The organism is Bacteroides sp. ET336 (assembly GCF_024733815.1).
Lineage (GTDB): Bacteria > Bacteroidota > Bacteroidia > Bacteroidales > Bacteroidaceae > Phocaeicola > Phocaeicola cellulolyticus.
On record NZ_JANRHK010000009.1, the window covers coordinates 22,999 to 46,445 of the forward strand.

Below are 23,447 nucleotides of genomic sequence, written 5' to 3' on the forward strand. Positions count from 1 at the left end.
TTTAACAAATAAATCCCGAACACCAGTTCGGTATCCGGGATTTAAATTATTGATTTAGAAAATATTCATTATACATACTCCTGCCAGCTTTTTATCTGGATATCTTTTTCATCCATAGAGCAGAATGCTTCGATAAATGCCTTTGCAAGACGCGCATTTGTGATAAGAGGAATATTGTGGTCTATCGCACCACGACGGATACGGTAACCGTTTGTAAGCTCGCGTTTTGTGTGGTTCTTAGGAATGTTCACAATCAGATCGAACTTATGTTCAGCTATCATCTTTATCACATTGTTTTCTGCATCAGGACGTTCATCCGGCCAGAATACAGGAGTTGTAGGGATACCATGTGAGTTGAGGAATGCAGCAGTACCGGCTGTAGCGTATAGGCTGTAACCTTTCTGGCTTAGAGCGTGGCTGGCATCGAGCAAGTCAACCTTAGATTTGGTAGCTCCTGAAGAAACAAGGATACCTTTCTTAGGAATCTTATATCCTGTAGCAATCATAGCGTTGAGCAGAGCTTCGTTGAAGTCATCTCCAAGACATCCTACTTCACCTGTTGACGACATGTCAACACCCAATACAGGGTCGGCATTCTGCAGACGTGCAAATGAGAACTGAGAAGCCTTGACACCAATGCGGTCAATGTCGAATGCAGATTTGTCAGGCTGTGTATAAGGAGCATCCAGCATGATGCGTGTAGCTGTTTCGATTAAGTTTCTCTTCAGAACTTTTGATACGAATGGGAAACTTCTTGAAGCACGAAGGTTACATTCGATAACCTTAACCTCATTTTTGCGTGCAAGGAACTGGATATTGAAAGGACCTGATATGTTAAGTTCTTTAGCGATGCAGCGGCTGATTTTCTTTATCAGACGTGCTGTTGAGAAATAAATCTGCTGGGCTGGGAATACCAATGTAGCGTCACCTGAGTGTACACCTGCATATTCCACATGTTCAGAGATTGCATATTCCACAACCTCTCCGTTTTGTGCCACTGCGTCGAACTCTATTTCCTTAGTTTCCTGCATGAACTGAGATACTACTACAGGATATTCCTTAGATACCTCACTTGCCATCTGCAGGAATCGTGTCAGTTCTTCTTCATCGTAGCATACGTTCATGGCTGCACCACTCAATACGTACGAAGGACGTACAAGAACAGGATAGCCTACCTTCTGTACGAATGATTTCACATCGTCCAGACTTGTAAGTTCCTGCCATGCCGGCTGGTCGATACCAAGCTGGTCGAGCATTGCAGAGAATTTGTTTCTGTTTTCTGCACGGTCGATAGATACTGGTGATGTTCCGAGGATAGGCACTGACTGACGGTAAAGCTTCATTGCCAGGTTATTAGGAATCTGTCCACCCACTGAAACGATAACTCCGCGAGGCTGTTCAAGGTCGATTACGTCGAGAACACGTTCAAATGAAAGCTCGTCGAAGTACAGACGGTCGCACATGTCATAGTCTGTAGATACTGTTTCAGGGTTGTAGTTAATCATGATAGACTTGTAGCCTAACTTACGTGCTGTCTGGATAGCATTTACAGAACACCAGTCAAACTCTACAGAAGAACCGATTCTGTATGCACCCGAACCGAGAACCACTACTGATTTTTCGTTCTTGTAATAGTTTACGTCGTAACCTTCCACAGCATATGTCATATACAGATAGTTCGTCAGTTCAGGATGTTCTGAAGCAACCGTATTGATACGTTTAACAGCCGGAAGGATACCAAGCTTCTTACGGTATTCGCGTACAGCCAGATTTTCTTTTTCCATATTTCCGCTTGTAGGTTTAAGAACGAAGCGTGCTATCTGGAAGTCTGAGAAACCAAGAACCTTAGCCTGGCGCAATACGTCGGCAGGAACTTCTTCCAATGAGTTATATGTCTGGAGTTTTGCCTTGTAATCAACAATATTTTTCAGTTTGCTGATAAACCAAGGATCTATTTTAGTAAGGTCGAATATACGCTCTATGCTATAGCCTTCTTCCAAAGCCTGTGCAATGGCGAAGATACGTAAGTCTGTCGGGTTGGCAAGTTCGTCATCAAGATTTTCGAACTTAGTGTGGTCATTACCTACGAAACCGTGCATACCCTGACCAATCATACGGAGACCTTTCTGGATGATTTCTTCGAAAGTACGTCCTATAGACATGATTTCGCCTACAGATTTCATGCTTGAACCGATACGTCTTGAAACACCTGCAAACTTAGTCAAGTCCCAGCGAGGAATCTTACAAATCAGATAGTCAAGTTCCGGAGCCTTGTAAGCAGAGTTAGGAGTACCCATTTCACCGATTTCGTCGAGAGTATATCCCAAACCGATCTTGGCTGCTACGAAAGCAAGAGGATAACCTGTAGCTTTTGAAGCCAGAGCAGAAGAACGGCTCAGACGTGCATTAACCTCGATTACACGATAGTCGTTTGTCTCAGCATTGAAAGCGTACTGGATATTACATTCACCTACTATACCAAGGTGACGGATACATTTCTTTGACAGATCCTGAAGCATTGTAACCTGTTCTTCTGTGAGTGAACAAGTAGGAGCAACAACGATAGACTCACCGGTATGGATACCCAGAGGGTCGAAGTTCTCCATGCTGGCAACAGTGAAGCAGTGGTCGTTTGCATCGCGGATAACCTCAAATTCAATTTCTTTCCATCCTTTCAAAGATTCTTCCACCAAAATCTGAGGAGAGAATGTGAATGCACTTTCTGCCAGTTCGATAAATTTTTCTTCGTTAGGGCATATGCCGCTACCCAAACCTCCAAGTGCGTATGCCGAACGGATCATTACCGGATAACCTATTCTGCGTGCAGCTTCCAGAGCATCTTTCATGTTCTCTACCGCCTGGCTGACAGGAGTTTTCATCTGAATTTCGTTCAGTTTCTTTACGAAGAGGTCACGGTCCTCAGTGTACATGATAGCTTCTACAGATGTACCCAGAACTTCAACTCCATATTCCTTGAGAATACCCTGCTGATAAAGTTCAGTACCACAGTTCAATGCAGTCTGACCGCCGAAGGCAAGAAGAATACCGTCAGGTCTTTCTTTCTTTATAATTTCAGTAACGAAGTGTGTATTTACAGGCAGGAAATATACTCTGTCGGCTATACCTTCGGATGTCTGGATTGTAGCGATGTTTGGGTTGATAAGAACAGACTTGATTCCTTCCTCGCGCAGGGCTTTGAGGGCTTGTGAACCTGAATAGTCAAACTCACCAGCCTGACCTATTTTCAGTGCTCCTGAACCAAGGACAAGTACTTTTTTAAATTTCTGTTTCATAAGATGTTGTTTTTATTTAAGGTTGTTTATGTTTTTCAATTCAATGTGTTTTACAATATATGCAAAGAAAACAATTATTTCGAAGAAAACAAAGTATTTGTCAGCCTTTAAACAATTCATCCATCAGTTGAATGAACAATATTTCGCTGAAATTGGATTTTAAAGGTTTGACTGGCTAATATATGTGCCGGACATACCAATAAAAAAAGCTTGCTCTATGTGTAAGGGCAAGCTTTTATTCAGGTTTTAAAGAATTTTCAAATCAGAATTACCGTAACGCTGCGGGCTCCGTGTGCTCCCATAACAAGCGCTTGTTCGATATCAGCTGTTTTTGAAGGCCCTGAGATAAATACGCCATAGCCATATTCGCCTGTATCGATTTGCTTATAAGCCTCGTGCATGTTATTTACCAGATTGTTCCTGTCGAGTATAATTACAAGCGCTTCGGATATAAAATATACGGCACGTTGTTCCACATCTTGTGTCAACCATACAGCTCCATTCTCACAGACTCCTATATGTCCTTCTACAATTGCCACATCAGTACCATCCAGGTCTCCCGATTTCTCTACATCGTCCGGATGAAAAGTGCTGCAAGTAATAGACTGTATTGTATTTCCTGTCTTTATTTTCTTTATTGTTGAAGCAATGCGTTTGGCTTCAGGATATGCAGCCTTTATCACGTCATTGACATTTTCCTTATCTTTCAGTATTACAGCCTGTCCGCCTACCTGTTTTAGAATCTCACAAAACTTCGAAAGTTTATCTTCGTACGTAAGAGCTTCATGCTCCAAACCGGATAAGTCTGGCTTTTCATAACGCACTCTGGTATTGCGGCGTATGCTTTGCAATATGTCTTCTCTGCTACTCATACTTATTTCACTTTATTCTTTTTCCACATTTCGTTGAAACTCTCTTTGGCAAATTCTGGTATTTCACGTTCTTTACCCCAATCATTCAAGTCGTTGTATATCATGCCTCGAGGCAATGAGTTTACAATCGGAGCATTTTTTAAAGCGAAATTGAATAATGCCGGACGCGACATAAGGAATTTCATACCACCTGACATCAGTTTCTTGGAAGAGTTGGCTACCCCTAGTGTATGTAGTTGCTGTCTCCAGTGATAAATCTGATCTGCCAGATCTACCTTTGCAGGACACACGTTCTGACATGAATAGCACAAAGAACATGCCGATACGTTATCATAGTAATGAAGAGGTGCTTTCAGCATGCCCAGATTGATACCTATAGGACCGGGGATAAAGTAAGTGTATGAGTAACCTCCCGAACGGCGATATACAGGACATGTATTCATACATGCTCCACAGCGAAGACAGTTCAATGTTTTGACATGTTCCTGATCGGCCAAAATACGGCTTCGGCCATTATCTACAATGATGATATGCAACTCTCCTCCCTTGCGAGGTTTACGATAATGAGATGTATAGGTTGTGATAGGCTGTCCGGTACCAGAACGGGCAAGCAGACGGGTAAATACTCCCAGTGCATCACGGTCCGGTACAATTTTCTCCATACCGAACGCTGTTATCTGAAGTTTGGGCTGCGATGTTCCCATATCGGCATTACCTTCGTTTGTACAAACGACGCATTCTCCGGTTGAAGCAACAGCAAAATTTGCACCTGTCATAGCTGCTTCGGCTTCGATAAACTTACGGCGCAGGTTTTTACGTGCAGCATGGGTAAGATAAGTCTGATCATTATTCCCAGGTTCTGTCCCCATCTCACGTACAAATAACTCTCCTATCTCTTCTTTCTTTATATGGATGGCGGGCATTACAATATGACTGGGACGCTGGTGCATAAGCTGAAGAATACGTTCTCCCAAATCGCTTTCAACTACATCTATACCTTTCTTCTCCAGAAATTCATTCAGTCCACATTCCTCAGCAAGCATTGATTTGCTTTTGATAAAATGCTTCACCTGATGTCCTTTCAATATATTATAGACAATGGAACAATACTCATCGGCATCTTTCGCCCAATAGACATGGGCACCGTTGGCCAAGGCATTTTTTTCAAATTCCAACAGTAACTTCTCCAAATGACTGTTGCTATACATCTTTATAGCAGATGCCATATCACGCAGATGTTCCCATTCGGGAACTTCTTTACTCACTTTATCACGCTTGGCACGAACCATCCACAATGTTTCATCGTGCCATGCTGCCAGTTCTTTATTCTCCAAAAACTTTCCGGCAGCTTTTGAATGTTTCGTACTCATAGTCCTGCAGCTAATATTTGAACAATATGAATTGTCTTTATAGGAAGTTTCTCACGGGAGATAATACCGTTCTGATGCATCAGACAAGAGCCATCAGCTCCTACAATATATTCGGCTCCCGTAGCCATGTGACGTTTTACTTTATCACGCCCCATTTGCCCTGATACATCGTGCTCTTCTACGGCAAACATACCGCCAAAACCACAACACTCGTCAGGACGTTCCGGCTCTACAATCGTGATATCCTTCACCAACGACAGCAAATCGCGCAATTTATTATAATAAGGTATGTTCAATTCGCTTGGAGAAGAAAGTTTCATCAGACGCACTCCATGACAACTGTTCTGAATACTTACTTTATGAGGGAATGAAGCCTGAAGGGAAGACGGTTTTACTACATCGTGAATAAACTCGCAGATATCGTATATCTTGCCTTCGCTGGCACAACGATGTTTTTCTCCTTCCAGCAGATTGCCATAATGATCGCGCACAAATACTACACAACTGGCAGAAGGACCGACTATATAATCATAGCTTTCAAATAATCTATCGAATCGCTTGGCTAATTCCTTCGATTCGTTTTCGAACCCTGCATTCGCCATAGGCTGTCCGCAGCAGGTCTGGTCTAACGGATAGTCAACATCTACCCCCAAGCTTTTAAGAAGCTTATATGAAGCGACTCCAACTTCGGGATAAACAGCATTGATATAACAGGGAATAAATAATCCTACTTTCATCTTTTTGTCTATTTTGTTTCTGTATAAACAAAGGTATGTGTTATTATCGAATAAACAAGAAAATAAAAATAAAAAAGTAATAAACCTTTATTGTTTACACGATAGTGACATAACTCTGTTAACAGATTGATGGAATTTCTTTAATGTGGCTAAAATCTTAGTCATCATTATTCAGTAGAAATTTATGAGGTAAATATCGTATCATGAATTATGATAAATATAATAGGTTTCTTCATTCGAATAACTATCTTTGCAAACAGTTACGGGCTTACTGTAATTCACACTTCAATGAAACAGAAATTAAATTAATCAGACATTTATATGAACAATAAATCAAAATCAATATTGGCAATAGCCGTGATACTTGTTACTATAATTCTTGACCAACTCATTAAGATAATAATAAAGACCAATTTCCATTATGGAGAAAGTGTTCGTATAACAGACTGGTTCTATCTTACATTCATCGAAAATAACGGTATGGCATTCGGTATGCAGGTTATGCCTAAGGCTGTTCAGACAATTATGCGACTGATATTTTCAGGGTTTATATTGTGGTATATAATGAAGCTTGTGAAGGCGAAATACAAGAACGGTTATATAACCTGTATCTCCCTGATTTTTGCCGGAGCCATAGGAAATGTAATCGACAGTATATTCTACGGAGCAATTTTCAGTGAAAGTACTTATTCCAGTGTCGCTACTTTCGTTCCTGCCGGAGAAGGTTATGCGGATTGGCTTTATGGTAGGGTAGTGGATATGTTTTATTTCCCGTTATTCGAATTTGACTGGCCGGCATGGATGCCTGTTGTAGGTGGAAATCACTTTATTTTCTTTGCACCTGTGTTTAATCTTGCAGATGCGGCAATAAGTTGTGGCACTATAGCATTGCTGATTTTCTATTCAAAAACTTTCGGTGAGAGTTTTTCGTTATTCGGTAAGAATAATACATCCAAGTAATTAAAGTTTAAATGTTTAGTGCAAAATACTTCTTTATTTTGTATTTTTGCGGCAAATCGGAATTATAAATAAATTAATATATGGCAAAAGAAAAAATTATACTGACCGGCGACCGTCCAACCGGTAAGCTTCATATAGGTCATTATGTGGGTTCTCTGCGTCGTCGTGTGGAACTCCAGAACTCTGGAAAATTTGATAAGATATTCGTTTTTGAAGCCGATGGACAGGCTTTGACTGACAATATAGACAATCCTGAAAAAGTTCGTCAAAATGTTATCGAAGTGGCTCTTGACTATCTTGCAGTAGGTCTTGACCCGAACAAATCTACCATTTTCATTCAGTCACAGATCCCGGAACTTTGCGAGTTGAGTTTCTATTTCATGGACCTTGTTACTGTGTCACGCCTTCAGCGTAACCCGACAGTGAAGACTGAAATCCAAATGCGTAACTTCGAGACAAGTATCCCGGTAGGCTTCTTTACATATCCTATCAGCCAGGCGGCTGATATCACTGCTTTCAAGGCTACTACAGTGCCTGTGGGTGAAGACCAGGAACCTATGATAGAACAGACTCGTGAAATCGTCCGCCGTTTCAACCATATTTACGGCGAGACACTGGTAGAACCTGAAATCCTTCTTCCTGACAATGCAGCATGTCTTCGTCTTCCTGGAACAGACGGAAAGGCTAAGATGAGTAAATCGCTTGGAAACTGTATCTATCTGTCAGATTCTGCCGATGAAGTGGAAAAGAAGGTAAAGAGCATGTACACCGACCCTACACACATCAAGGTGAGCGACCCGGGAAAACTGGAAGGCAACTGTGTGTTTACATATCTTGACGCATTCTGCCGTCCTGAACACTTCGGACGTTACTTGCCTGACTATCCGAATCTTGACGAATTGAAAGCTCACTACACACGTGGCGGTCTTGGTGACATGAAGGTGAAGAAGTTCCTTGCAGCCATCATGCAGGAAGAACTCGGACCTATCCGTGAACGCCGCAGCGAGTTCGAGAAAGATATCCCTGCTGTTTACGAAATGTTGAAGAAAGGTTGCGAAGTGGCACGCGAAACAGCTGCACAGACCATGGATGAGGTTCGCAAGGCAATGAAAATCAATTATTTTGATGACGTAGAACTGATTGCTGAACAGGCTAAGCGTTTTGCTGAATAATTTTTTGAACTAATATATAAAGAAAAACGTCCGGATGATAATTGTGTTTATCTCTCCGGACGTTTTCTTTATATATGTCTGTTATGCCTGTTGCTGCATAATAAGATATGTTGTGTAAGCTATATAACAAATCACAAGTAAGGCACCCTCGATTCTTGTAATAGTGCGTTTTTTGAAGAACCAGCCTACCAACCAGAACAGTACGGACGACAATACAAGTACCAGAATATCAATGTTGTTGATATTTCCCATAGGCAGTGGCGATACCGAAGCACTGCATCCCAGTACGAAGAACAGATTGAACAGGTTGCTTCCTATCACGTTTCCTATAGCTATTCCCGGATTTTTCTTCAGAGCGGCTGTCACCGAAGTGGCAAGCTCAGGCAGTGATGTACCTCCGGCTACAAGTGTCAGACCTATAATAGAGTCGCTCACTCCAAGTGATGAGGCTATACCGCTGGCACCTTCCACAAACCATTGTCCTCCGAAAATCAGTCCTGCCAGTCCGCCAAGGATATAGACTGAAGAACGCCATACAGGCATTTCTGCTATTTTCTGTTCTTCAGATTCTCCCTCCTGATTGCGGGCTATTGAGAATGTGTAGCGCATGAATATAAGGAAGAAAGCTAAGAGTACAAGTCCGTCGGCACGGCCTATCACATTGCTGCTTCCACCGTCAAGCCAGATATCATTGGCCATGAAGGCAAGTACAAACGAAGAAAGAATAACCAGAGGTGTCTCCTTGCTCATTGTGCCTTGTCCCACCTGTATCGGGAGTACCATAGCCGTACAGCCTATAATCATAAGTATGTTGAAGATATTGCTACCCACCACATTACCTATCGCCATTTCCGCGCTACCCTGTATTGAAGACAGGAGGCTTATTACCAGCTCAGGGGCTGATGTACCGAATGCCACGATAGTAAGACCGATTACGAGGTCGGATATTTTAAACCGTTTAGCCACCGATGCGGCTCCGTCTGTCAGTGCGTTGGCTCCTGCCAATATCAGTGCCAGACCTGCAACCAATATAAAGATATTCCAAATCATAACTTTTAGTTTATTGTTTTTTCCGGTTGCAAAGATATAGTTTAATATTATATTCCCTCAGCCAACCACATTTTTATTGCAGGAACTTTCTCACGGCTTATCTGTATTGAACCTTCAAACTCGGGGGATGCGCTGACTGTATGATAAGATTTTAACTTTCTGAAATGTCTTTTTGAGTTACTGAAATGAATGAGGTGTTTCAGTTTTCAGAAATACAAAACTGGTCTGTCTCCACACGCTCGTGTCAAGATCTCCACACGCTCGTGCGGAGTTCTCCTCACGTTCGTGTCGAGTACTCCACACGGCCGTGTGGAGATAAACATGTAAGGTCTTTCTGCATGATGATTACGTACGAAAAAGAATAAAAACAGGTTTTTTTGAGAAAAAAAACGGGAAATGTATTGTCGGTTAAAAAAAAAGTAATACCTTTGCATCGCAATTGACAAAGAGACCTTTTCGGGCGTTTAGCTCAGCTGGTTCAGAGCATCTGCCTTACAAGCAGAGGGTCGGCGGTTCGAATCCGTCAACGCCCACTCCTATTAAATCTCTTTATCAATTTGTTTTAGGGGCGTTTAGCTCAGCTGGTTCAGAGCATCTGCCTTACAAGCAGAGGGTCGGCGGTTCGAATCCGTCAACGCCCACTCCTAAAAAATAATTGATCAAATTTCCCCCTTTCGGGCGTTTAGCTCAGCTGGTTCAGAGCATCTGCCTTACAAGCAGAGGGTCGGCGGTTCGAATCCGTCAACGCCCACTTCAAAGAAATAATTTGATCAAATATTCTCCTTTCGGGCGTTTAGCTCAGCTGGTTCAGAGCATCTGCCTTACAAGCAGAGGGTCGGCGGTTCGAATCCGTCAACGCCCACTTCAGAAGATATTCTTTCTTTAATTAAGTTTAGTCCTAAAAAGCTAATTCCATTCATTTATATTTCTTTAGTATAGTATTTTGACGATTTATAATAAATCGTTATCTTTGTGTTACTCGTATTTCATTTTATAAATATATGACTATTGATATAAATATGGAACAGGATATACGTTGGTTACAAAGATATGATAGCTATCATCGTGCGAATAAGCGTATTCTGGATATAACAGAATCTGAAAAGAGGGCGGATGATTTGTCTGAACTGGAAATGGAAGGGTTGATACAGCGTTTTGAGTATACTTTCGAACTTGCCTGGAAGACTCTTCAGGATTTGATGAGGTATAAGGGCTACGAGTTTGTACAAGGTCCGAATGGTACACTTCAGATGGCGTTTGAGGATGGTATGATTTCAAACCATGATGGTTGGCGCAGAATGGCTAAGGCACGGATAACCACTTCGCATACTTATAATGAGGGAGATGCCATTGAGATTGTACGCAAGATATATGATGAATATTCTCATCTGCTGAAACAGTTGGATGATAAACTCGAACAGGAGAAACTCCGCTTGGGGTTGGTTTAACTGATAAACTAAATTGATAAATACATTATGTACGGTTTAAGTGATACGGTTGTAGCGGATATATGCAGTGTCTTTCAGCGTTTTCCGAATATTGAAGAGGTGCTTATTTTTGGTTCCAGAGCCAAAGGCTCTTATTCGGAAGGGTCTGATATTGATTTGGCGGCTATAGGACATGATCTCACATTTAATCAACTGATGGATATAAATATTCAGATAGAGGATTTGGGATTGCTCTATAAGGTTGATGTGGTTGATTATAATAAGAATATGGATACTCCTATAGGTGAGCATATAAACCGTGTGGGAAAGATTTTTTATAAGAAAGAGAGTTGATACTATACAAGAAAAGCCTCGCATTAGCGGGGCTTTTTCTTTATCTGTCGAAAAGTTCTGTCGAGAGGTATCTCTCGCCTGTGTCAGGCAATAATACCACTATATTCTTTCCTTTATATTCCGGCTCTTGCGACAGTTTGATGGCTGCGTATGCTGCCGCTCCTGATGATATTCCGCATAATATTCCCTCTTTGGTTGCCAGTTCGCGTGCTGTGGACATCGCATCTTCGTTAGTAACTCTAATTACTCGGTCTAAGATTTTTGTATTTAGTGTGTCGGGAATAAATCCTGCCCCAATACCTTGTAGCTTGTGTGGTCCGGGTTTGTCTCCTGATATAACGGCTGATGAGTCAGGTTCTACGGCTACCAGTTCTATCGCCGGATTTTTTTCTTTCAGCTTACAGCCTGTTCCGCTTATTGTTCCTCCTGTGCCAACTCCGGCCACGAATACGTCTATTTTGCCTTCAGTGTCTCTCCATATTTCTTCGGCTGTAGTATTATAATGCGCTTCAGGGTTGGCAGGGTTGCAGAATTGCTGCAATATTACTGAGCCGGATATTTCCGAATTCAGTTCCTTCGCTTTTTCTATTGCTCCGCTCATTCCTTTGCTCCCTGTTGTCAGTACAAGTTCAGCACCGTATGCTTTCAGCAGGAGCTGACGTTCGCGACTCATGGTCTCCGGCATTGTCAGTATCAGCTTGTATCCTTTGAGTCCGGCAATCCATGCCAACCCTACACCTGTGTTGCCGCTTGTAGGTTCTATTATTGTTGCTCCTGGTTTGAGTATGCCTTTTTTCTCGGCATCGTTTATCATGTTGAGTGCAATCCTGTCTTTTGCGCTTCCTCCGGGATTGAACATTTCAAGCTTGGCTATAACTGTTGCTACCGAATTATGAGCAGTCTCTATATTGTTGAGTCTAAGCATCGGAGTGTTTCCTATTAGTTCTGTCAGATTGTTCTTTATGTTTTGCATGATTTTTCGGTTTTTATTGGATAAAAAAAGAGTTCATGTGTTTCAGCAAAGAAATCCATGAACTCTTTTATCTCATAAATGTTTATCTTTTATTATCGGAGTATTTCCTGTATTCATCCTTCCTTTTAGGATTCATGGGGAACCATCCTTTAATGACTCTTTCCCTTTGTTCGAAAAGTTCCTTTATCGTCCAAAAAGATGAGAAAGAAAATACACCAAGAAGTGTGGAAACAAGGATGTTGTCGGTTATAACAGAACCTGCTATACCTAATATTCCAAGAAGTAGAAAAATCCACCAGCACTTTGTACCCCAATAATATTCCGCTTTTACCACTATGGGGTGGAAAAGTCCTATTATAAGGAATGTACACAGGCCGATTATAATGCCTCCCGCGTTAAGTTCGGTTATGATTTCCATTATTTATCCAGATGAATAGGGATTTCTTTCTTTATGCTCTGTTCCAATGAAATCAGTGTTTCAGTGGCAGTAACACCAGGAATTTCCTGAATACGTGAGTTCAATAAATCCATCAGATGCTCGTTGTCTTTAGAATATAGCTTTGTAAGCATTGTGTAAGGACCTGTAGTGAAGTGACATTCCACGATTTCAGGAATCTTGTTCAGTTCTGCCACAACGCTTTTATACATTGAGCCTTTTTCCAGCTTGATACCAACGTATGTACATGTCATGTAGCCTAAGCTCTTAGGGTTGACATTGTATCCTGAACCGATAATTACGCCCAGATCGATCAGGCGTTGTACGCGCTGATGAATTGCTGCACGTGATACTCCACATTCAGCTGCTACGTCTTTGAAAGGAATACGCGCGTTCTGAGAGATAATTTCCAGAATTTGTTTGTCTAATTTATCAATTTTTTCCATAATTGTATGTTTTGTTATGTCATTTTGTAAGCAAATGTAGAAAAACTTTTTTATTATTTCGATATTTTATTCAGAAAATCATCATTTTTTAAATAAAAAGAGCATTATATCTGTTATATAACAATATTTTTTATAGTTTTGTTTTGCAAAACTTTCATAAACTGACTAAATGATATAAACACAACTTTATTCTAAATTGTTCTTTATGTCAGAAATGTAACATATTATCATTATTTCTGTTAACTTTGCCACTGTAACTAAACTTGTGTTATTATGCACCCTTTACATCTGTTCAAATATTGTCCTGTATGCGGTTCTCCGCATTTTGAGGAACACAATTTCAAATCGAAGAAATGTGCCGACTGTGGCTTTGTGTATTATTTCAACTCCAGTGCGGCAACTGTAGCTTTCATCCTTAATTCCAAAAATGAACTTTTGGTGTGCCGACGTGCGAAAGATCCTGCCAAAGGGACTCTTGACCTGTCCGGAGGATTTATTGATATGTTTGAGACGGCGGAAGAAGGAGTTGCGCGTGAAGTGAAGGAAGAGACAGGGCTTGATGTGGTGAAGGCAGAGTATCTGTTCTCATATCCGAATACATATCTTTATTCAGGTTTTCTTGTACACACCATGGATATGTTTTTCCTATGCAGGGTAGAGAATGACTCTGTTCTGGAAGCTATGGACGACGTGGCAGAGACTTTCTGGATGCCTTTGGACAAGATAAATCCTCAGGACTTCGGACTGGATTCTGTACGCAAGGGAGTGGAACGTTTTATAAATGAATACAATAGATAACTTATATATTTATGAAGAATAAAGGAAACGCATTTATAGCCGGTCTGTTGATGACTATGCCTATTGTGGCAGGTGCGCAGCAGACTGAACCGTTGACAGGTCAGAGCAGGCTGTTCAACGATGGAAAACAACTGTTTATGCGTCATGATTATGCTGCTGCCCGACAGACATTGATGCGTTATATGGATTCGGGTAACTGTGCGGAGTTTGTGGATGAGGCCGAGTATATGCTGGCATGTACTGCATACGAGTTGCGCTTGCCGGACCGCATCAAGAAACTTGAGACATATCTGGAAAATCATCCTGAGTCAAGATACAAGAATAGGGTACAGGCTCTTATCGCATCTTCGTATTTCTTCGATAAGGAATACCTGAAAGCCATTGCATGTTACAGAGGTTGTGATTTCGATGCCTTGGGAAATGAAGAAAGAGACGATAATGTCTATCGTCTGGCGCAGTCTTATCTTGAGATAGGAAATACAGAGGAAGCTACTGCATGGCTCACGGTATTGAAAGAGGCCAGCACGAAATATTCGGACGACGCCACATACAGCCTGGCTTATATAGACTATTCGGCAGGAAGATACGATTCTGCAATGAAAGGCTTTTCTTCTGTAAAGGACAATAAGAACTATGCGGAACTTGCTCCATATTATATGGCAGACATCAGCCTTATCACTGGTGATTATGCTGCAGCAAGGAATATGGCTCTGAAATATCTTAATGACTATCCCGGAAATGAAAAATCGCTTGAAATGAAGAGAATAGCGGGTGAGGCTGCTTACTCGCAGAGGGATTATACAGCTGCTGTGAATTATCTTTCTCCTTATTGTAACGAGGCTTCTAATCCGCAGCGTAATGCTCTGTATAAGCTGGGTATGAGTTATTTCAATACTCAAGTTTATTCTGAAGCTGCAGAAAATCTGGGAAGAGTGACAGGTGCGGATGATGACATGTCGCAGAATGCTTATCTGCACATGGGACTTGCGTATCTGAACCTGAAAGAACGTAACCAGGCGCGAATGGCTTTCGAACAGGCGGCTGCATCCAACCGTAATATGCAGATAAAGGAGCAGGCTCTATATAACTATGCCCTGTGTATTCATGAAACGTCGTATTCTCCGTTTGCAGAGTCTGTTACGGTGTTCGAACGTTTCCTTAATGAATTTCCACATTCGCAATATACCGATAAGGTGAATGATTATCTTATCGAGGTGTATATGAACACTCGCAGTTATATGGCTGCCTTGAACTCCATTGCTAAAATCAGCCAGCCTGGAACGCGAATATTGGAAGCAAAACAGAAACTGCTGTTCCGTCTTGGTACACAGGCTTTTGCCCAGGCTTCGTTCGAGAATGCCATAGACTATTTCTCTCAGTCGCTTCAGCTTGGCAGATATAATGCACAGACCAAAGCTGACTCATATTTCTGGCGTGGTGAGGCAAAATACCGTCTTGACAGGTTTGCACAGGCGGCTGCCGACTATAGACAGTATATGGAATTTGCCACAGACAAGAAGAGTATGGAGTATGGTCTTGCTCTTTATAACATGGGATATACATCGTTCAAACAGAAGAATTACGATAAGGCTCTGACATGGTTCGTGAGATGTGCAGATACGGATGCTGCCATAGATGCTTCTGTTAGGGGGGATGCCTGCAATCGTGCCGGCGACTGCTATTTCTATGCACGCCGTTTTGATGAGGCACGTGCACAGTATGCCAAGGCTGTATCTATCGAACCTTCATACGGTGACTACTCTCTGTTCCAGGAGGCTTTCGTGAAAGGTTTGCAGCGCGACTATACCGGAAAGATAGAAACACTAAATATCCTTCTGTCAAAATATCCTTCATCACAATACATTGATGATGCGCTGTACGAACAGGGACGTGCTTTTGTACAGATGGAACAGGCAGACAATGCTATAGGACGATATAAGATCCTTGTTGAAAAATGGCCTGAAAGCCAGCTGGCACGCAAGGCGGCAAGCGAGATAGCTCTGCTTTATTATCAGAATGACAAATTCAATGAAGCTATTGCCGCATATAAGAAGGTTATTGCAGATTATCCTGGAAGTGAAGAGGCTAGAATGGCTCAGCGTGACTTGAAATCTGTATATATAGATATTAATAAGGTGGACGAATATATGTCGTATGCTTCATCTCTGCCGGGTGGCGCAAACTTTGACGTAAACGAACGTGATTCACTGACATATACAGCTGCCGAACGTGCGTATATGCGTGGAAACATTGCTGAGGCCAAGAGTAGCTTTACGTCTTATTTGCAGTCGTTCCCGCAGGGAGCCTTCAGTGTGAATGCATCATATTATCTAGGTATCATAGCATATAACGAAAAGGATTACTCTGGAGCTACATCACATCTGAACAAGGTTCTGGAATATCCTGACAGCAAATTCTCTACAGAGGCTATGACTCTGTGCGCGCAGATGGCTTACAATGGTAAAGAGTATAGCCGTTCATTGGAACTTTATAAACGCTTGGCTGACCGTGCCGGAAACCAGGAAGAACGTCTTCAGGCACAGACCGGTGCTTTGCGCAGCGCATATATGGCTGGAGATACAAACGAAACTATCAGTGCCGCATCGGCTATGATGGCTCACAGCAAGCTTGCACCTGAACTGGAAAACGAGGCAAGATACTATAGAGCAAAGGCATTCATCAAGAACGGACAGAGCAATGAAGCTCTTGCTGACCTGAAAGCCCTTGCAGGAGATACTAGAAATGTATATGGTGCCGAAGCCAAATATCTGGTGGCACAAATTTACTTCGATGAAGGAAAGACCGAGGCAGCCGAGAAGGAAATACTGCAATATATCGAGGTAAGTACACCGCACGCCTACTGGCTTGCAAGAAGTTTTGTGCTGTTGAGTGATGTGTATGTGAAACTCGGACGCAAACTGGATGCAAAACAGTATCTGTTGTCTCTGCAGCAGAACTATCAGGCAGAAGATGACATAGCGGAAATGATAGAAACCAGATTGGCTAAACTTAACCAGTAACGACAATGAAGAAATATAGAAAACAGATTTTGATATGTGCCGGACTTGTCACACTGACTAATGTGGCGGCACAACAGCAACAGAAGAATGACTCTACCGTAAACCGTACGGTGGTGGTAGAGAACCAGTATAATCCTGAGGTGATGGATGCATTCAAGGTGAATGTATTGCCAAAGATAGAAGAACCGGCTGTGGCGAAAACACAGATCAACTATGCATCGTCAGTGCATCAGTTGAACAAGTTTCCTGTTTATCACATGGATGTTATGAACAGGGAGGTTACAGAGGATAAGGCCAGAAGAGGTTACGTGCGTCTGGCTTACGGAAACAGAAACAATACTGATTTTAAAGGCTCATATTTGTGGAATATCACCGACAGGGATGTCTTGGATGTAATGGCTACATTCCATGGCTATTCAGGTAATATTGATGCAGGATATGATTTTGATCCGGTGACGGATATACCGACTCTCAATTACGATAAGGAGTGGAAGCATCGTTTCTTCCGTACAGGTGCTTCACTTAAATATACTCACGATTTCGATAAGGTGAGCATGTACGTAGGCGGTAATTTTGCATCGCAGGTATTCAGTTATATGCCTGATGTACAGTTGTCAGCGTCAACATCACAGACTGAAGAGAAAACTGATGCACCTTCGTTCGGACATCAGTTGTTCATGTCAGGTGGTGGATATGTAGGTGTATCTTCTGTGAAAGATGCTCTTCCGGTAGAATTCGGCTTACAGACGGGATATAAGATGTTCAACCGCAAACATGGCATATATATTCCGGGAAGCATGTCGGAGAGTGTAGTACATACTCAAGGATATATTTCAGCTGGGATTGATGACAGACAGGATGTAGGTGTATTATTGGGTATGGACAATGTGTTCTATGACAAGTCGTTCAGCAACTATTCACTGATAAAGCTTCGTCCTTATTATTCGGTAAGTACAGAATCTGTATCTTTTACTGCCGGAGTGAATGTTGATTTCCAGATTTCGAACGATGGTGGACTGAAACTTTCGCCAGATGTAAAGTTTGATTATACATTTGCCGACAATTATGTGCTTTATGTTCATGTTACGGGTAATACACGTCTGAATGATTTCGGAACAATAAACGGTTTCTCTCCGTTCTGGGTTCAGCCAATACAGCTTAATACTTCATACACTCCGTATGATGCAAAACTCGGTCTGAAGGCATCGCCGGTTGCAGGTTTCGGCTTAGGAATATATGGAGGATATCGTGAGACGAGAAATGAACTTTTCTCTATGCCTTATGCAGATGGAGGAGGTATTTATAATGGAATAGCACAGGCAAAGGCGCGTGTGGCATATGCTGGTCTTTCTGTTGATTATTCTTTCAGAGATATGTTGGACTTTGGTTTTAACGGTAATTTCTACAGTTGGAATGTTCAGAATGAAATGGAACATCTGTTATGGTTGAAACCGCTTTACAGTATCGGATTTAATGCCCGTGCCAAGGTATTCAATGGCTTCCATGCAATGCTAGAATATACTTACGAGGGGCGTAAAAAGACATTGAGCATAAAGGCTGATGCTGTGAATGAACTGAATTTAGGCGCGGAATATCTGTTCAACGACAGGGTGAATGTATTCCTGAAGCTGAACAATATCTTGAATAAGAATTATGTGACGGAAAGCGGATATCCTGTTCAGGGATTTAATGTAATGGCGGGAGTGAGTCTGAATTTCTGAAGATAATAGATTACATTATATGTTTATCCCCTGTTTGGATAGTATTTACAAAGTACTTCTAAACAGGGGATAAATGTTTTATGAATAATATTATATCAACTTCTGTTTCTTCAGTTCCTCTGCCACATTCTCCAATTCATCATACCATGCCTGACCGAACTTCCTTATCAAAGGTTCTTTCAGAAATTTATAGACCGGCAGATTTTCTTTCTTTCCAAGCAGAACCGCAGCCTTACATACGTCCCATCTGTGATAGTTTACAGCCTTGAAAGGGCCGTAATCGCCTATTCTGATAGGATACAGATGACAAGATATCGGTTTGTAGAAATTACATTTGCCTTCGCGATAGGCTTTTTCTATTGCGCAATAACAGTAGCCTTTCTCGTCGTAATATGTGAAAACACAATCTTTGCCGTTTACGATGGAAGTCACCAGATCACCGTCCTGGTCTGTATAAACTACTCCCTGTTTGTCTATAACCGCACGTGCTTCAGGCGAAAGGTCGTCCCATATCACAGGAAGTACTTCCTCAAGTTTTTCTACCTCTTCAAGTTCTACAGGTGCGCCGGCATCACCTTCTATACAGCATTCTCCCTTGCAGGCATCAAGATTGCAAAGGAATTTCTCGCGGAATACGTCGAGGCTTACTACTACATCGTCTATCTGAACCACGTTATTATTGATTTATGATTAAAAAAAAGGTGGATGTTTGTGCATCCACCCCTTTATATTTAATATTCTGATAATAATTATTTAATTAGGTCTTTTCCTGTCATATCAGCTGGCTGAGCCATACCCATGATGTGAAGGATAGAAGGAGCAACGTCTGCCAATACACCATTTTCAACCTTAGCGTCCTTGTTTGCTGTTACGTAAACAAATGGAACCGGGTTAAGTGAGTGAGCAGTGTTAGGAGTTCCGTCTTCGTTCAATGCGTGGTCAGCATTTCCGTGGTCAGCGATGATGATTACTTCGTAGTCGTTAGCCTTAGCAGCTTCTACTGTATCTTTCACGCAGTTGTCGATAGCAACAACAGCCTTTTCGATAGCTTCGTAGATACCAGTGTGGCCTACCATGTCACCGTTAGCATAGTTAACAACGATGAAGTCGTATTTCTGAGTGTTGATAGCTTCTACCAGTTTGTCCTTAACTTCGTAAGCGCTCATTTCAGGCTTCAGGTCGTAAGTAGCAACCTTTGGAGAAGGAACCAGGATACGGTCTTCGTTGTCGTACGGAGTTTCACGTCCACCGTTGAAGAAGAATGTAACGTGTGCATACTTTTCTGTTTCAGCGATGTGAAGCTGAGTCTTTCCGTTTGCAGCGAGGTATTCGCCAAGAGTGTTCTGTACGTTTTCCTTAGGGAAGAGGATGTGTACACCCTTGAATGAAGCATCGTATGGAGTCATACAGTAGTACTGAAGTCCTGGAATAGTCTTCATACCAGCTTCAGGCATATCCTGCTGAGTAAGAACGATAGTAAGCTCTTTTGCACGGTCGTTACGGTAGTTGAAGAAGATAACTACGTCGCCTTCTTTGATAGTACCGTCGAAGTTAGCGTTAGAGATAGGTTTGATGAATTCGTCAGTAACACCTTCATCGTATGATTCCTGCATAGCCTGAACCATGTCTGTAGCTTTCTTGCCTGTACCGTTAACGAGCAAGTCGTAAGCTTCTTTCACACGTTCCCAACGTTTGTCGCGGTCCATTGCATAGAAACGACCTACGATAGAAGCAATTTTACCTGCTGATTTAGCGCAGTGTGCAGTAAGTTCTTCAATAAATCCTTTACCGCTCTTAGGGTCTGTGTCACGACCGTCCATGAAGCAGTGGATGAAAGTATTTTCGATTCCGTATTCTTTAGCGATGTCGCAAAGGCGGAACAAGTGGTCTAGTGAAGAGTGAACGCCACCGTTTGAAGTAAGACCCATGAAGTGTATGTTCTTACCGTTTTCCTTAGCGTATGTGAAGGCAGAAACAACTTCAGGGTTCTTCATGATGCTTCCGTCGGCACAAGCACGGTTGATTTTTACCAAATCCTGATAAACGATGCGTCCTGCACCGATGTTGAGGTGACCAACTTCTGAGTTACCCATCTGTCCGTCAGGAAGACCTACGTTTTCACCGCTTGCCTGCAATTGTGAGTGAGGGTAGTTAGCCAACAGGCTGTCCCAGTAAGGAGTAGGAGTGTTAAAGATTACATCGTCTTTTTGATGGTCGCCGCAGCCCCATCCGTCGAGGATCATTAAAAGTGCTTTCTTTGCCATAATTGTAATATGTTTTAGAAGTTTGAAATCCAATTTGTTTTCCGGCTGCAAAAGTACAAAATATCTGCTTTTTGAGCGAATGTTTTGAGTATTTTTAATATAGAGCTTATAATGGATAATTTAGAATATACTTTCAATTATAGTAAAAATGAGAATATATTGTTTGTGAATTATTCGTGGATTTACTATATTTGCAAAGTAATAAAGTCAAAAACGCTATGAGTTACAAGTCAGTTAAGGAGGTTGTAACTATGTTGCTTGACAACGGCTTCGTTCTAAAAAGCCAGAAGGGCAGCCACATGAAGTTTGAAAAAGACGGAATAACGGTAGTCGTTCCGAATCATGGAAAGAAAGGCGTTGAAAAAGGCACTTATTACAGCATTTTGAGGCAAGCGGGGCTAAAATAGCCCCAGCCTCTTTTGTTTAACTATAAAATGGTGGTCAAAATGAGAACAGTTGAAGTTATTGTGGAACATGCCGGCAACAATCTTAGTGCTTATATCGAAGGTGCTCCTGTTATTACGGTTGGTAATAACATAAGGGAGATTGAAGATAACATGAAAGAAGCTATAGACTTATATTTGGAGGACAATCCGAATCCTTGCGAAATTCTCAAAGGGGAATTTTCCTTAAAATTTAAAATAGATGCTTCTACATTTATCAACTACTACAGTAGTATTTTCACTAAGGCCGCATTGAGTCGGATAACCGGCATCAATGAACGCCAGTTGTGGCATTATGCGGCCGGAGTGCATAAACCTCGCAAGCAGCAGTTGGAGAAGATTCAGAAAGGTATTAACGCACTGACTGAGGAATTGGCTGCCATAAATCTGTTGTAATTGATAAAGTTATTATCTATGGATTATCGCTTCAATTTTAGCTATTTTTCAACTGTGTGAACAGTTCTTTCTGCTTTTCGCTTAAAGATGTAGGTATATCCACATGATATGTCACAATCAAATCGCCGAAAGTACCTTCTTTCTTATAAACAGGGAATCCTTTACCACGCAGTCTGACTTTTGTGTCGTTCTGAGTGCCCGGATTTACTTTCAGCTTAACCATTCCGTCTATGGTCTTGACGTTCACAGTACCTCCAAGAACAGCTGTATAAAGGTCTATATCGACATCTGTGAACAGGTCGTCACCTTCACGTTTGAACTCTGGATCTGGAGCTATCTGGAAGGTGATGTAAAGGTCACCGTCAGGAGCTCCGTTGCTGCCTTTCTCGCCGTGGCCTTTCAGCTTTATCATTTGTCCGTCGGCAATACCTGCAGGTATGGTTATACGCAGGTTCTCGCCGTTCACGCTGAAAGTCTGTTTGTGCGTGACAGCTGCCTCACGGAGTGAAAGATTCATCTGTGCTTCTATATCACCTCCACGGCTCATCATGTTGTAATCTCTTCCGCTTCTGCCCGCTGAGGCTCCATGTCCGAACAGCTGCTCGAAGAAGTCGGAGAATCCGCTTGCATTTCCTCTTCCGAATCCGCCCATGAAATCGTCGCCATTTACGGAGTACCAGTATGCAGATTGTCCGCCTTTCTCTTGTGCTCTCTGGTATGCTTCACGTTCAGCCTTGAATTCGTCGGCATGTTTCCAGTGTTCGCCGTATTCGTCGTATTTCTTTCTTTTTTCAGGATCGCTCAAAACTTCGTTAGCTTCGTTTATCTCCTGAAACTTGTCTTTGGCGTTAGGGTCGTCTTTGTTCAGGTCAGGATGATACTTTCTGGCCATCTTACGATAGGCTTTCTTGATATCATCTTGTGTGGCATTACGTTCTACGCCCAGTACTTTGTAATAATCTATAAAAGCCATATATTTTGAGTTTTTAAAGTTGGTGGTTTATAAATGTTTTTTTCACATAAAAACAGAGCCCCCCGTTGACTGTTGGCGGGAGGCTCTTATTTGGTTTACCAATGATTAATGTATTTCAATAACACGATTAACCTTAGCTTTTTCTTCTGGTGAATACTTCGGCAACTCGATAGTCAATACACCATCTGAAACATTAGCACTTATCTTTTCCTTATCAACATTGTCAGGCAAGTAAAGTGACTGTTGGAATTTTGTGTAAGAGAACTCGCGTCGCAAGTATTTCTTGTCTTCTTTATTCTTATCTTCGTTTTCAACTTTCTTTTCCATAGAAATAACAAGTTCATTGTCATCTACCAAATGGATGTTGAAATCGTCTTTTGTCATTCCTGGAGCTGCAACCTCTACTTTGTAGTTCTTTTCGCTCTCAATAACATTGATAGCCGGGGCTGTAGCGTTAGCTTTTTCCATCCAGTCGTTATCGAAGAAATCGTTAAAGATACTTGGTAACCAGTTCTGATTGTAATATTTTCTAATCGGCATCATAGTTTTAATCTCCTATATTTAAGTTATACATTTTCAATTATTTCTGAACTCTTGGTTTTTGAACCTCAAGTTCACTATTGATATTGCAAACTGTGTGCCGATGTCGGAAGCTTGAATTTTTGTCAGACGACGTTTAATGTTTATAATCTGATTTTAAACCTTCAGACCATCGTTTTAAATATGTGGAAACATTATTAAT

General features: G+C 41.7%; 21 protein-coding genes and 4 tRNA genes. 13 read left to right on the plus strand and 12 right to left on the minus strand.

What is annotated here, in order from left to right:
* Positions 1-68: 68 nt before the first annotated feature.
* From carB to NW213_RS09640, 4 genes are all read right to left on the minus strand, one after another.
* Positions 69-3,293: a carbamoyl-phosphate synthase (glutamine-hydrolyzing) large subunit gene (gene carB / locus NW213_RS09625; RefSeq protein WP_258322627.1), complete on the minus strand. Its 3,225-nt coding sequence runs from the start codon at positions 3,291-3,293 to the stop codon at positions 69-71.
* Positions 3,294-3,550: 257 nt separating this feature from the next.
* Entirely contained in the window at positions 3,551-4,165 is a 615-nt protein-coding gene (locus NW213_RS09630) for an LUD domain-containing protein (protein WP_258322628.1), read from the minus strand.
* Positions 4,166-4,167: 2 nt separating this feature from the next.
* On the minus strand, positions 4,168-5,535 hold the full coding sequence (locus NW213_RS09635; protein ID WP_258322629.1) for a lactate utilization protein B: 1,368 nt from the start codon (positions 5,533-5,535) through the stop codon (positions 4,168-4,170).
* Positions 5,532-6,272 carry a (Fe-S)-binding protein gene (locus NW213_RS09640; protein ID WP_235327255.1) on the minus strand — a complete coding sequence of 247 codons (741 nt, stop codon included), beginning with the start codon at positions 6,270-6,272 and terminating at the stop codon, positions 5,532-5,534. The genes NW213_RS09635 and NW213_RS09640 overlap by 4 nt, the downstream gene beginning before the upstream one ends.
* Before the next feature lie 321 nt (positions 6,273-6,593).
* On the opposite strand from NW213_RS09640, the gene NW213_RS09645 reads away from it, so the two are divergent.
* Positions 6,594-7,232 (plus strand): lipoprotein signal peptidase, encoded by a 639-nt coding sequence (locus tag NW213_RS09645; RefSeq protein WP_258322630.1) that lies wholly within the window; start codon positions 6,594-6,596, stop codon positions 7,230-7,232.
* Between the two features lie 80 nt (positions 7,233-7,312).
* Positions 7,313-8,404: a tryptophan--tRNA ligase gene (gene trpS, locus NW213_RS09650; protein ID WP_258322631.1), complete on the plus strand. Its 1,092-nt coding sequence runs from the start codon at positions 7,313-7,315 to the stop codon at positions 8,402-8,404.
* An 81-nt stretch (positions 8,405-8,485) separates the two neighbouring features.
* On the opposite strand, the gene NW213_RS09655 is transcribed toward trpS, so the two are convergent.
* Positions 8,486-9,454 (minus strand): calcium/sodium antiporter, encoded by a 969-nt coding sequence (locus NW213_RS09655; RefSeq protein ID WP_258322632.1) that lies wholly within the window; start codon positions 9,452-9,454, stop codon positions 8,486-8,488.
* A 458-nt stretch (positions 9,455-9,912) separates the two neighbouring features.
* On the opposite strand from NW213_RS09655, the gene NW213_RS09660 reads away from it, so the two are divergent.
* The 6 genes from NW213_RS09660 to NW213_RS09685 all read left to right on the plus strand — a co-directional run bounded on the left by NW213_RS09660 (position 9,913) and on the right by NW213_RS09685 (position 11,235).
* Positions 9,913-9,987: transfer RNA gene (locus NW213_RS09660), tRNA-Val, on the plus strand.
* 33 nt (positions 9,988-10,020) lie between these two features.
* Positions 10,021-10,095: transfer RNA gene (locus NW213_RS09665), tRNA-Val, on the plus strand.
* A gap of 35 nt (positions 10,096-10,130) precedes the next feature.
* Positions 10,131-10,205, plus strand: a tRNA-Val gene (locus NW213_RS09670).
* Between the two features lie 36 nt (positions 10,206-10,241).
* A tRNA-Val gene (locus NW213_RS09675) sits at positions 10,242-10,316 on the plus strand.
* 157 nt (positions 10,317-10,473) lie between these two features.
* Positions 10,474-10,902, plus strand: coding sequence for a nucleotidyltransferase substrate binding protein (locus NW213_RS09680; RefSeq protein ID WP_258322633.1), 429 nt, complete (start codon positions 10,474-10,476; stop codon positions 10,900-10,902).
* 27 nt (positions 10,903-10,929) lie between these two features.
* Positions 10,930-11,235, plus strand: a complete 306-nt coding sequence (locus tag NW213_RS09685; RefSeq protein ID WP_258322634.1) for a nucleotidyltransferase domain-containing protein — start codon at positions 10,930-10,932, stop codon at positions 11,233-11,235.
* Between the two features lie 40 nt (positions 11,236-11,275).
* On the opposite strand, the gene cysK is transcribed toward NW213_RS09685, so the two are convergent.
* From cysK to NW213_RS09700, 3 genes are all read right to left on the minus strand, one after another.
* Positions 11,276-12,208: a cysteine synthase A gene (gene cysK, locus NW213_RS09690; protein WP_258322635.1), complete on the minus strand. Its 933-nt coding sequence runs from the start codon at positions 12,206-12,208 to the stop codon at positions 11,276-11,278.
* An 82-nt stretch (positions 12,209-12,290) separates the two neighbouring features.
* Complete coding sequence (locus NW213_RS09695; RefSeq protein ID WP_204401687.1) at positions 12,291-12,626, minus strand: DUF4491 family protein; 336 nt, start codon at positions 12,624-12,626, stop codon at positions 12,291-12,293.
* Positions 12,626-13,090: an Lrp/AsnC family transcriptional regulator gene (locus tag NW213_RS09700; protein WP_154043434.1), complete on the minus strand. Its 465-nt coding sequence runs from the start codon at positions 13,088-13,090 to the stop codon at positions 12,626-12,628. The genes NW213_RS09695 and NW213_RS09700 overlap by 1 nt, the downstream gene beginning before the upstream one ends.
* 273 nt (positions 13,091-13,363) lie before the next feature.
* On the opposite strand from NW213_RS09700, the gene NW213_RS09705 reads away from it, so the two are divergent.
* Genes NW213_RS09705 through NW213_RS09715 form a run of 3 tightly spaced genes read left to right on the plus strand, consistent with a single transcriptional unit; the run spans position 13,364 to position 18,629 of the window.
* Positions 13,364-13,888, plus strand: coding sequence for an NUDIX domain-containing protein (locus NW213_RS09705; protein WP_154043433.1), 525 nt, complete (start codon positions 13,364-13,366; stop codon positions 13,886-13,888).
* Between the two features lie 11 nt (positions 13,889-13,899).
* A complete protein-coding gene (locus tag NW213_RS09710; protein ID WP_258322636.1) occupies positions 13,900-16,908 on the plus strand; it encodes a tetratricopeptide repeat protein in 3,009 nt (1,002 codons plus the stop codon).
* A 5-nt stretch (positions 16,909-16,913) separates the two neighbouring features.
* Positions 16,914-18,629 (plus strand): outer membrane beta-barrel protein, encoded by a 1,716-nt coding sequence (locus tag NW213_RS09715; protein WP_258322637.1) that lies wholly within the window; start codon positions 16,914-16,916, stop codon positions 18,627-18,629.
* A 90-nt stretch (positions 18,630-18,719) separates the two neighbouring features.
* Here NW213_RS09715 and NW213_RS09720 read toward each other — a convergent pair whose 3' ends face one another.
* Positions 18,720-19,301, minus strand: coding sequence for a DUF3109 family protein (locus NW213_RS09720; protein WP_258322638.1), 582 nt, complete (start codon positions 19,299-19,301; stop codon positions 18,720-18,722).
* Between the two features lie 77 nt (positions 19,302-19,378).
* Entirely contained in the window at positions 19,379-20,893 is a 1,515-nt protein-coding gene (gpmI, locus tag NW213_RS09725; RefSeq protein WP_204390329.1) for a 2,3-bisphosphoglycerate-independent phosphoglycerate mutase, read from the minus strand.
* Positions 20,894-21,111: 218 nt separating this feature from the next.
* On the opposite strand from gpmI, the gene NW213_RS09730 reads away from it, so the two are divergent.
* Positions 21,112-21,300 carry a type II toxin-antitoxin system HicA family toxin gene (locus NW213_RS09730; RefSeq protein ID WP_154043426.1) on the plus strand — a complete coding sequence of 63 codons (189 nt, stop codon included), beginning with the start codon at positions 21,112-21,114 and terminating at the stop codon, positions 21,298-21,300.
* 39 nt (positions 21,301-21,339) lie between these two features.
* A complete protein-coding gene (locus NW213_RS09735) occupies positions 21,340-21,732 on the plus strand; it encodes an antitoxin HicB (RefSeq protein WP_154043425.1) in 393 nt (130 codons plus the stop codon).
* Between the two features lie 37 nt (positions 21,733-21,769).
* On the opposite strand, the gene NW213_RS09740 is transcribed toward NW213_RS09735, so the two are convergent.
* Together NW213_RS09740 and NW213_RS09745 are read right to left on the minus strand one after the other, a co-directional pair.
* The gene (locus tag NW213_RS09740) at positions 21,770-22,705 is read right to left on the minus strand and encodes a DnaJ C-terminal domain-containing protein (protein WP_258322639.1); all 936 of its coding nucleotides are present in this window, start codon (positions 22,703-22,705) and stop codon (positions 21,770-21,772) included.
* Between the two features lie 105 nt (positions 22,706-22,810).
* Positions 22,811-23,248, minus strand: coding sequence for an Hsp20/alpha crystallin family protein (locus NW213_RS09745; protein ID WP_258322640.1), 438 nt, complete (start codon positions 23,246-23,248; stop codon positions 22,811-22,813).
* Between the last annotated feature and the right edge of the window lie 199 nt (positions 23,249-23,447).

What these genes read in the sequence shown, in the direction of transcription:
- carB (WP_258322627.1), bottom strand. Translation starts at nt 3,293, where the DNA reads ATGAAACAGAAATTTAAAAAAGTACTTGTCCTTGGTTCAGGAGCACTG.
- NW213_RS09705 (WP_154043433.1), top strand. Translation starts at nt 13,364, where the DNA reads ATGCACCCTTTACATCTGTTCAAATATTGTCCTGTATGCGGTTCTCCG.
- NW213_RS09695 (WP_204401687.1), bottom strand. Translation starts at nt 12,626, where the DNA reads ATGGAAATCATAACCGAACTTAACGCGGGAGGCATTATAATCGGCCTG.
- NW213_RS09630 (WP_258322628.1), bottom strand. Translation starts at nt 4,165, where the DNA reads ATGAGTAGCAGAGAAGACATATTGCAAAGCATACGCCGCAATACCAGA.
- NW213_RS09735 (WP_154043425.1), top strand. Translation starts at nt 21,340, where the DNA reads ATGAGAACAGTTGAAGTTATTGTGGAACATGCCGGCAACAATCTTAGT.
- NW213_RS09715 (WP_258322637.1), top strand. Translation starts at nt 16,914, where the DNA reads ATGAAGAAATATAGAAAACAGATTTTGATATGTGCCGGACTTGTCACA.
- NW213_RS09710 (WP_258322636.1), top strand. Translation starts at nt 13,900, where the DNA reads ATGAAGAATAAAGGAAACGCATTTATAGCCGGTCTGTTGATGACTATG.
- NW213_RS09700 (WP_154043434.1), bottom strand. Translation starts at nt 13,090, where the DNA reads ATGGAAAAAATTGATAAATTAGACAAACAAATTCTGGAAATTATCTCT.
- gpmI (WP_204390329.1), bottom strand. Translation starts at nt 20,893, where the DNA reads ATGGCAAAGAAAGCACTTTTAATGATCCTCGACGGATGGGGCTGCGGC.
- NW213_RS09740 (WP_258322639.1), bottom strand. Translation starts at nt 22,705, where the DNA reads ATGGCTTTTATAGATTATTACAAAGTACTGGGCGTAGAACGTAATGCC.
- NW213_RS09655 (WP_258322632.1), bottom strand. Translation starts at nt 9,454, where the DNA reads ATGATTTGGAATATCTTTATATTGGTTGCAGGTCTGGCACTGATATTG.
- NW213_RS09640 (WP_235327255.1), bottom strand. Translation starts at nt 6,272, where the DNA reads ATGAAAGTAGGATTATTTATTCCCTGTTATATCAATGCTGTTTATCCC.
- NW213_RS09680 (WP_258322633.1), top strand. Translation starts at nt 10,474, where the DNA reads ATGGAACAGGATATACGTTGGTTACAAAGATATGATAGCTATCATCGT.
- NW213_RS09745 (WP_258322640.1), bottom strand. Translation starts at nt 23,248, where the DNA reads ATGATGCCGATTAGAAAATATTACAATCAGAACTGGTTACCAAGTATC.
- trpS (WP_258322631.1), top strand. Translation starts at nt 7,313, where the DNA reads ATGGCAAAAGAAAAAATTATACTGACCGGCGACCGTCCAACCGGTAAG.
- NW213_RS09730 (WP_154043426.1), top strand. Translation starts at nt 21,112, where the DNA reads ATGAGTTACAAGTCAGTTAAGGAGGTTGTAACTATGTTGCTTGACAAC.
- cysK (WP_258322635.1), bottom strand. Translation starts at nt 12,208, where the DNA reads ATGCAAAACATAAAGAACAATCTGACAGAACTAATAGGAAACACTCCG.
- NW213_RS09635 (WP_258322629.1), bottom strand. Translation starts at nt 5,535, where the DNA reads ATGAGTACGAAACATTCAAAAGCTGCCGGAAAGTTTTTGGAGAATAAA.
- NW213_RS09685 (WP_258322634.1), top strand. Translation starts at nt 10,930, where the DNA reads ATGTACGGTTTAAGTGATACGGTTGTAGCGGATATATGCAGTGTCTTT.
- NW213_RS09645 (WP_258322630.1), top strand. Translation starts at nt 6,594, where the DNA reads ATGAACAATAAATCAAAATCAATATTGGCAATAGCCGTGATACTTGTT.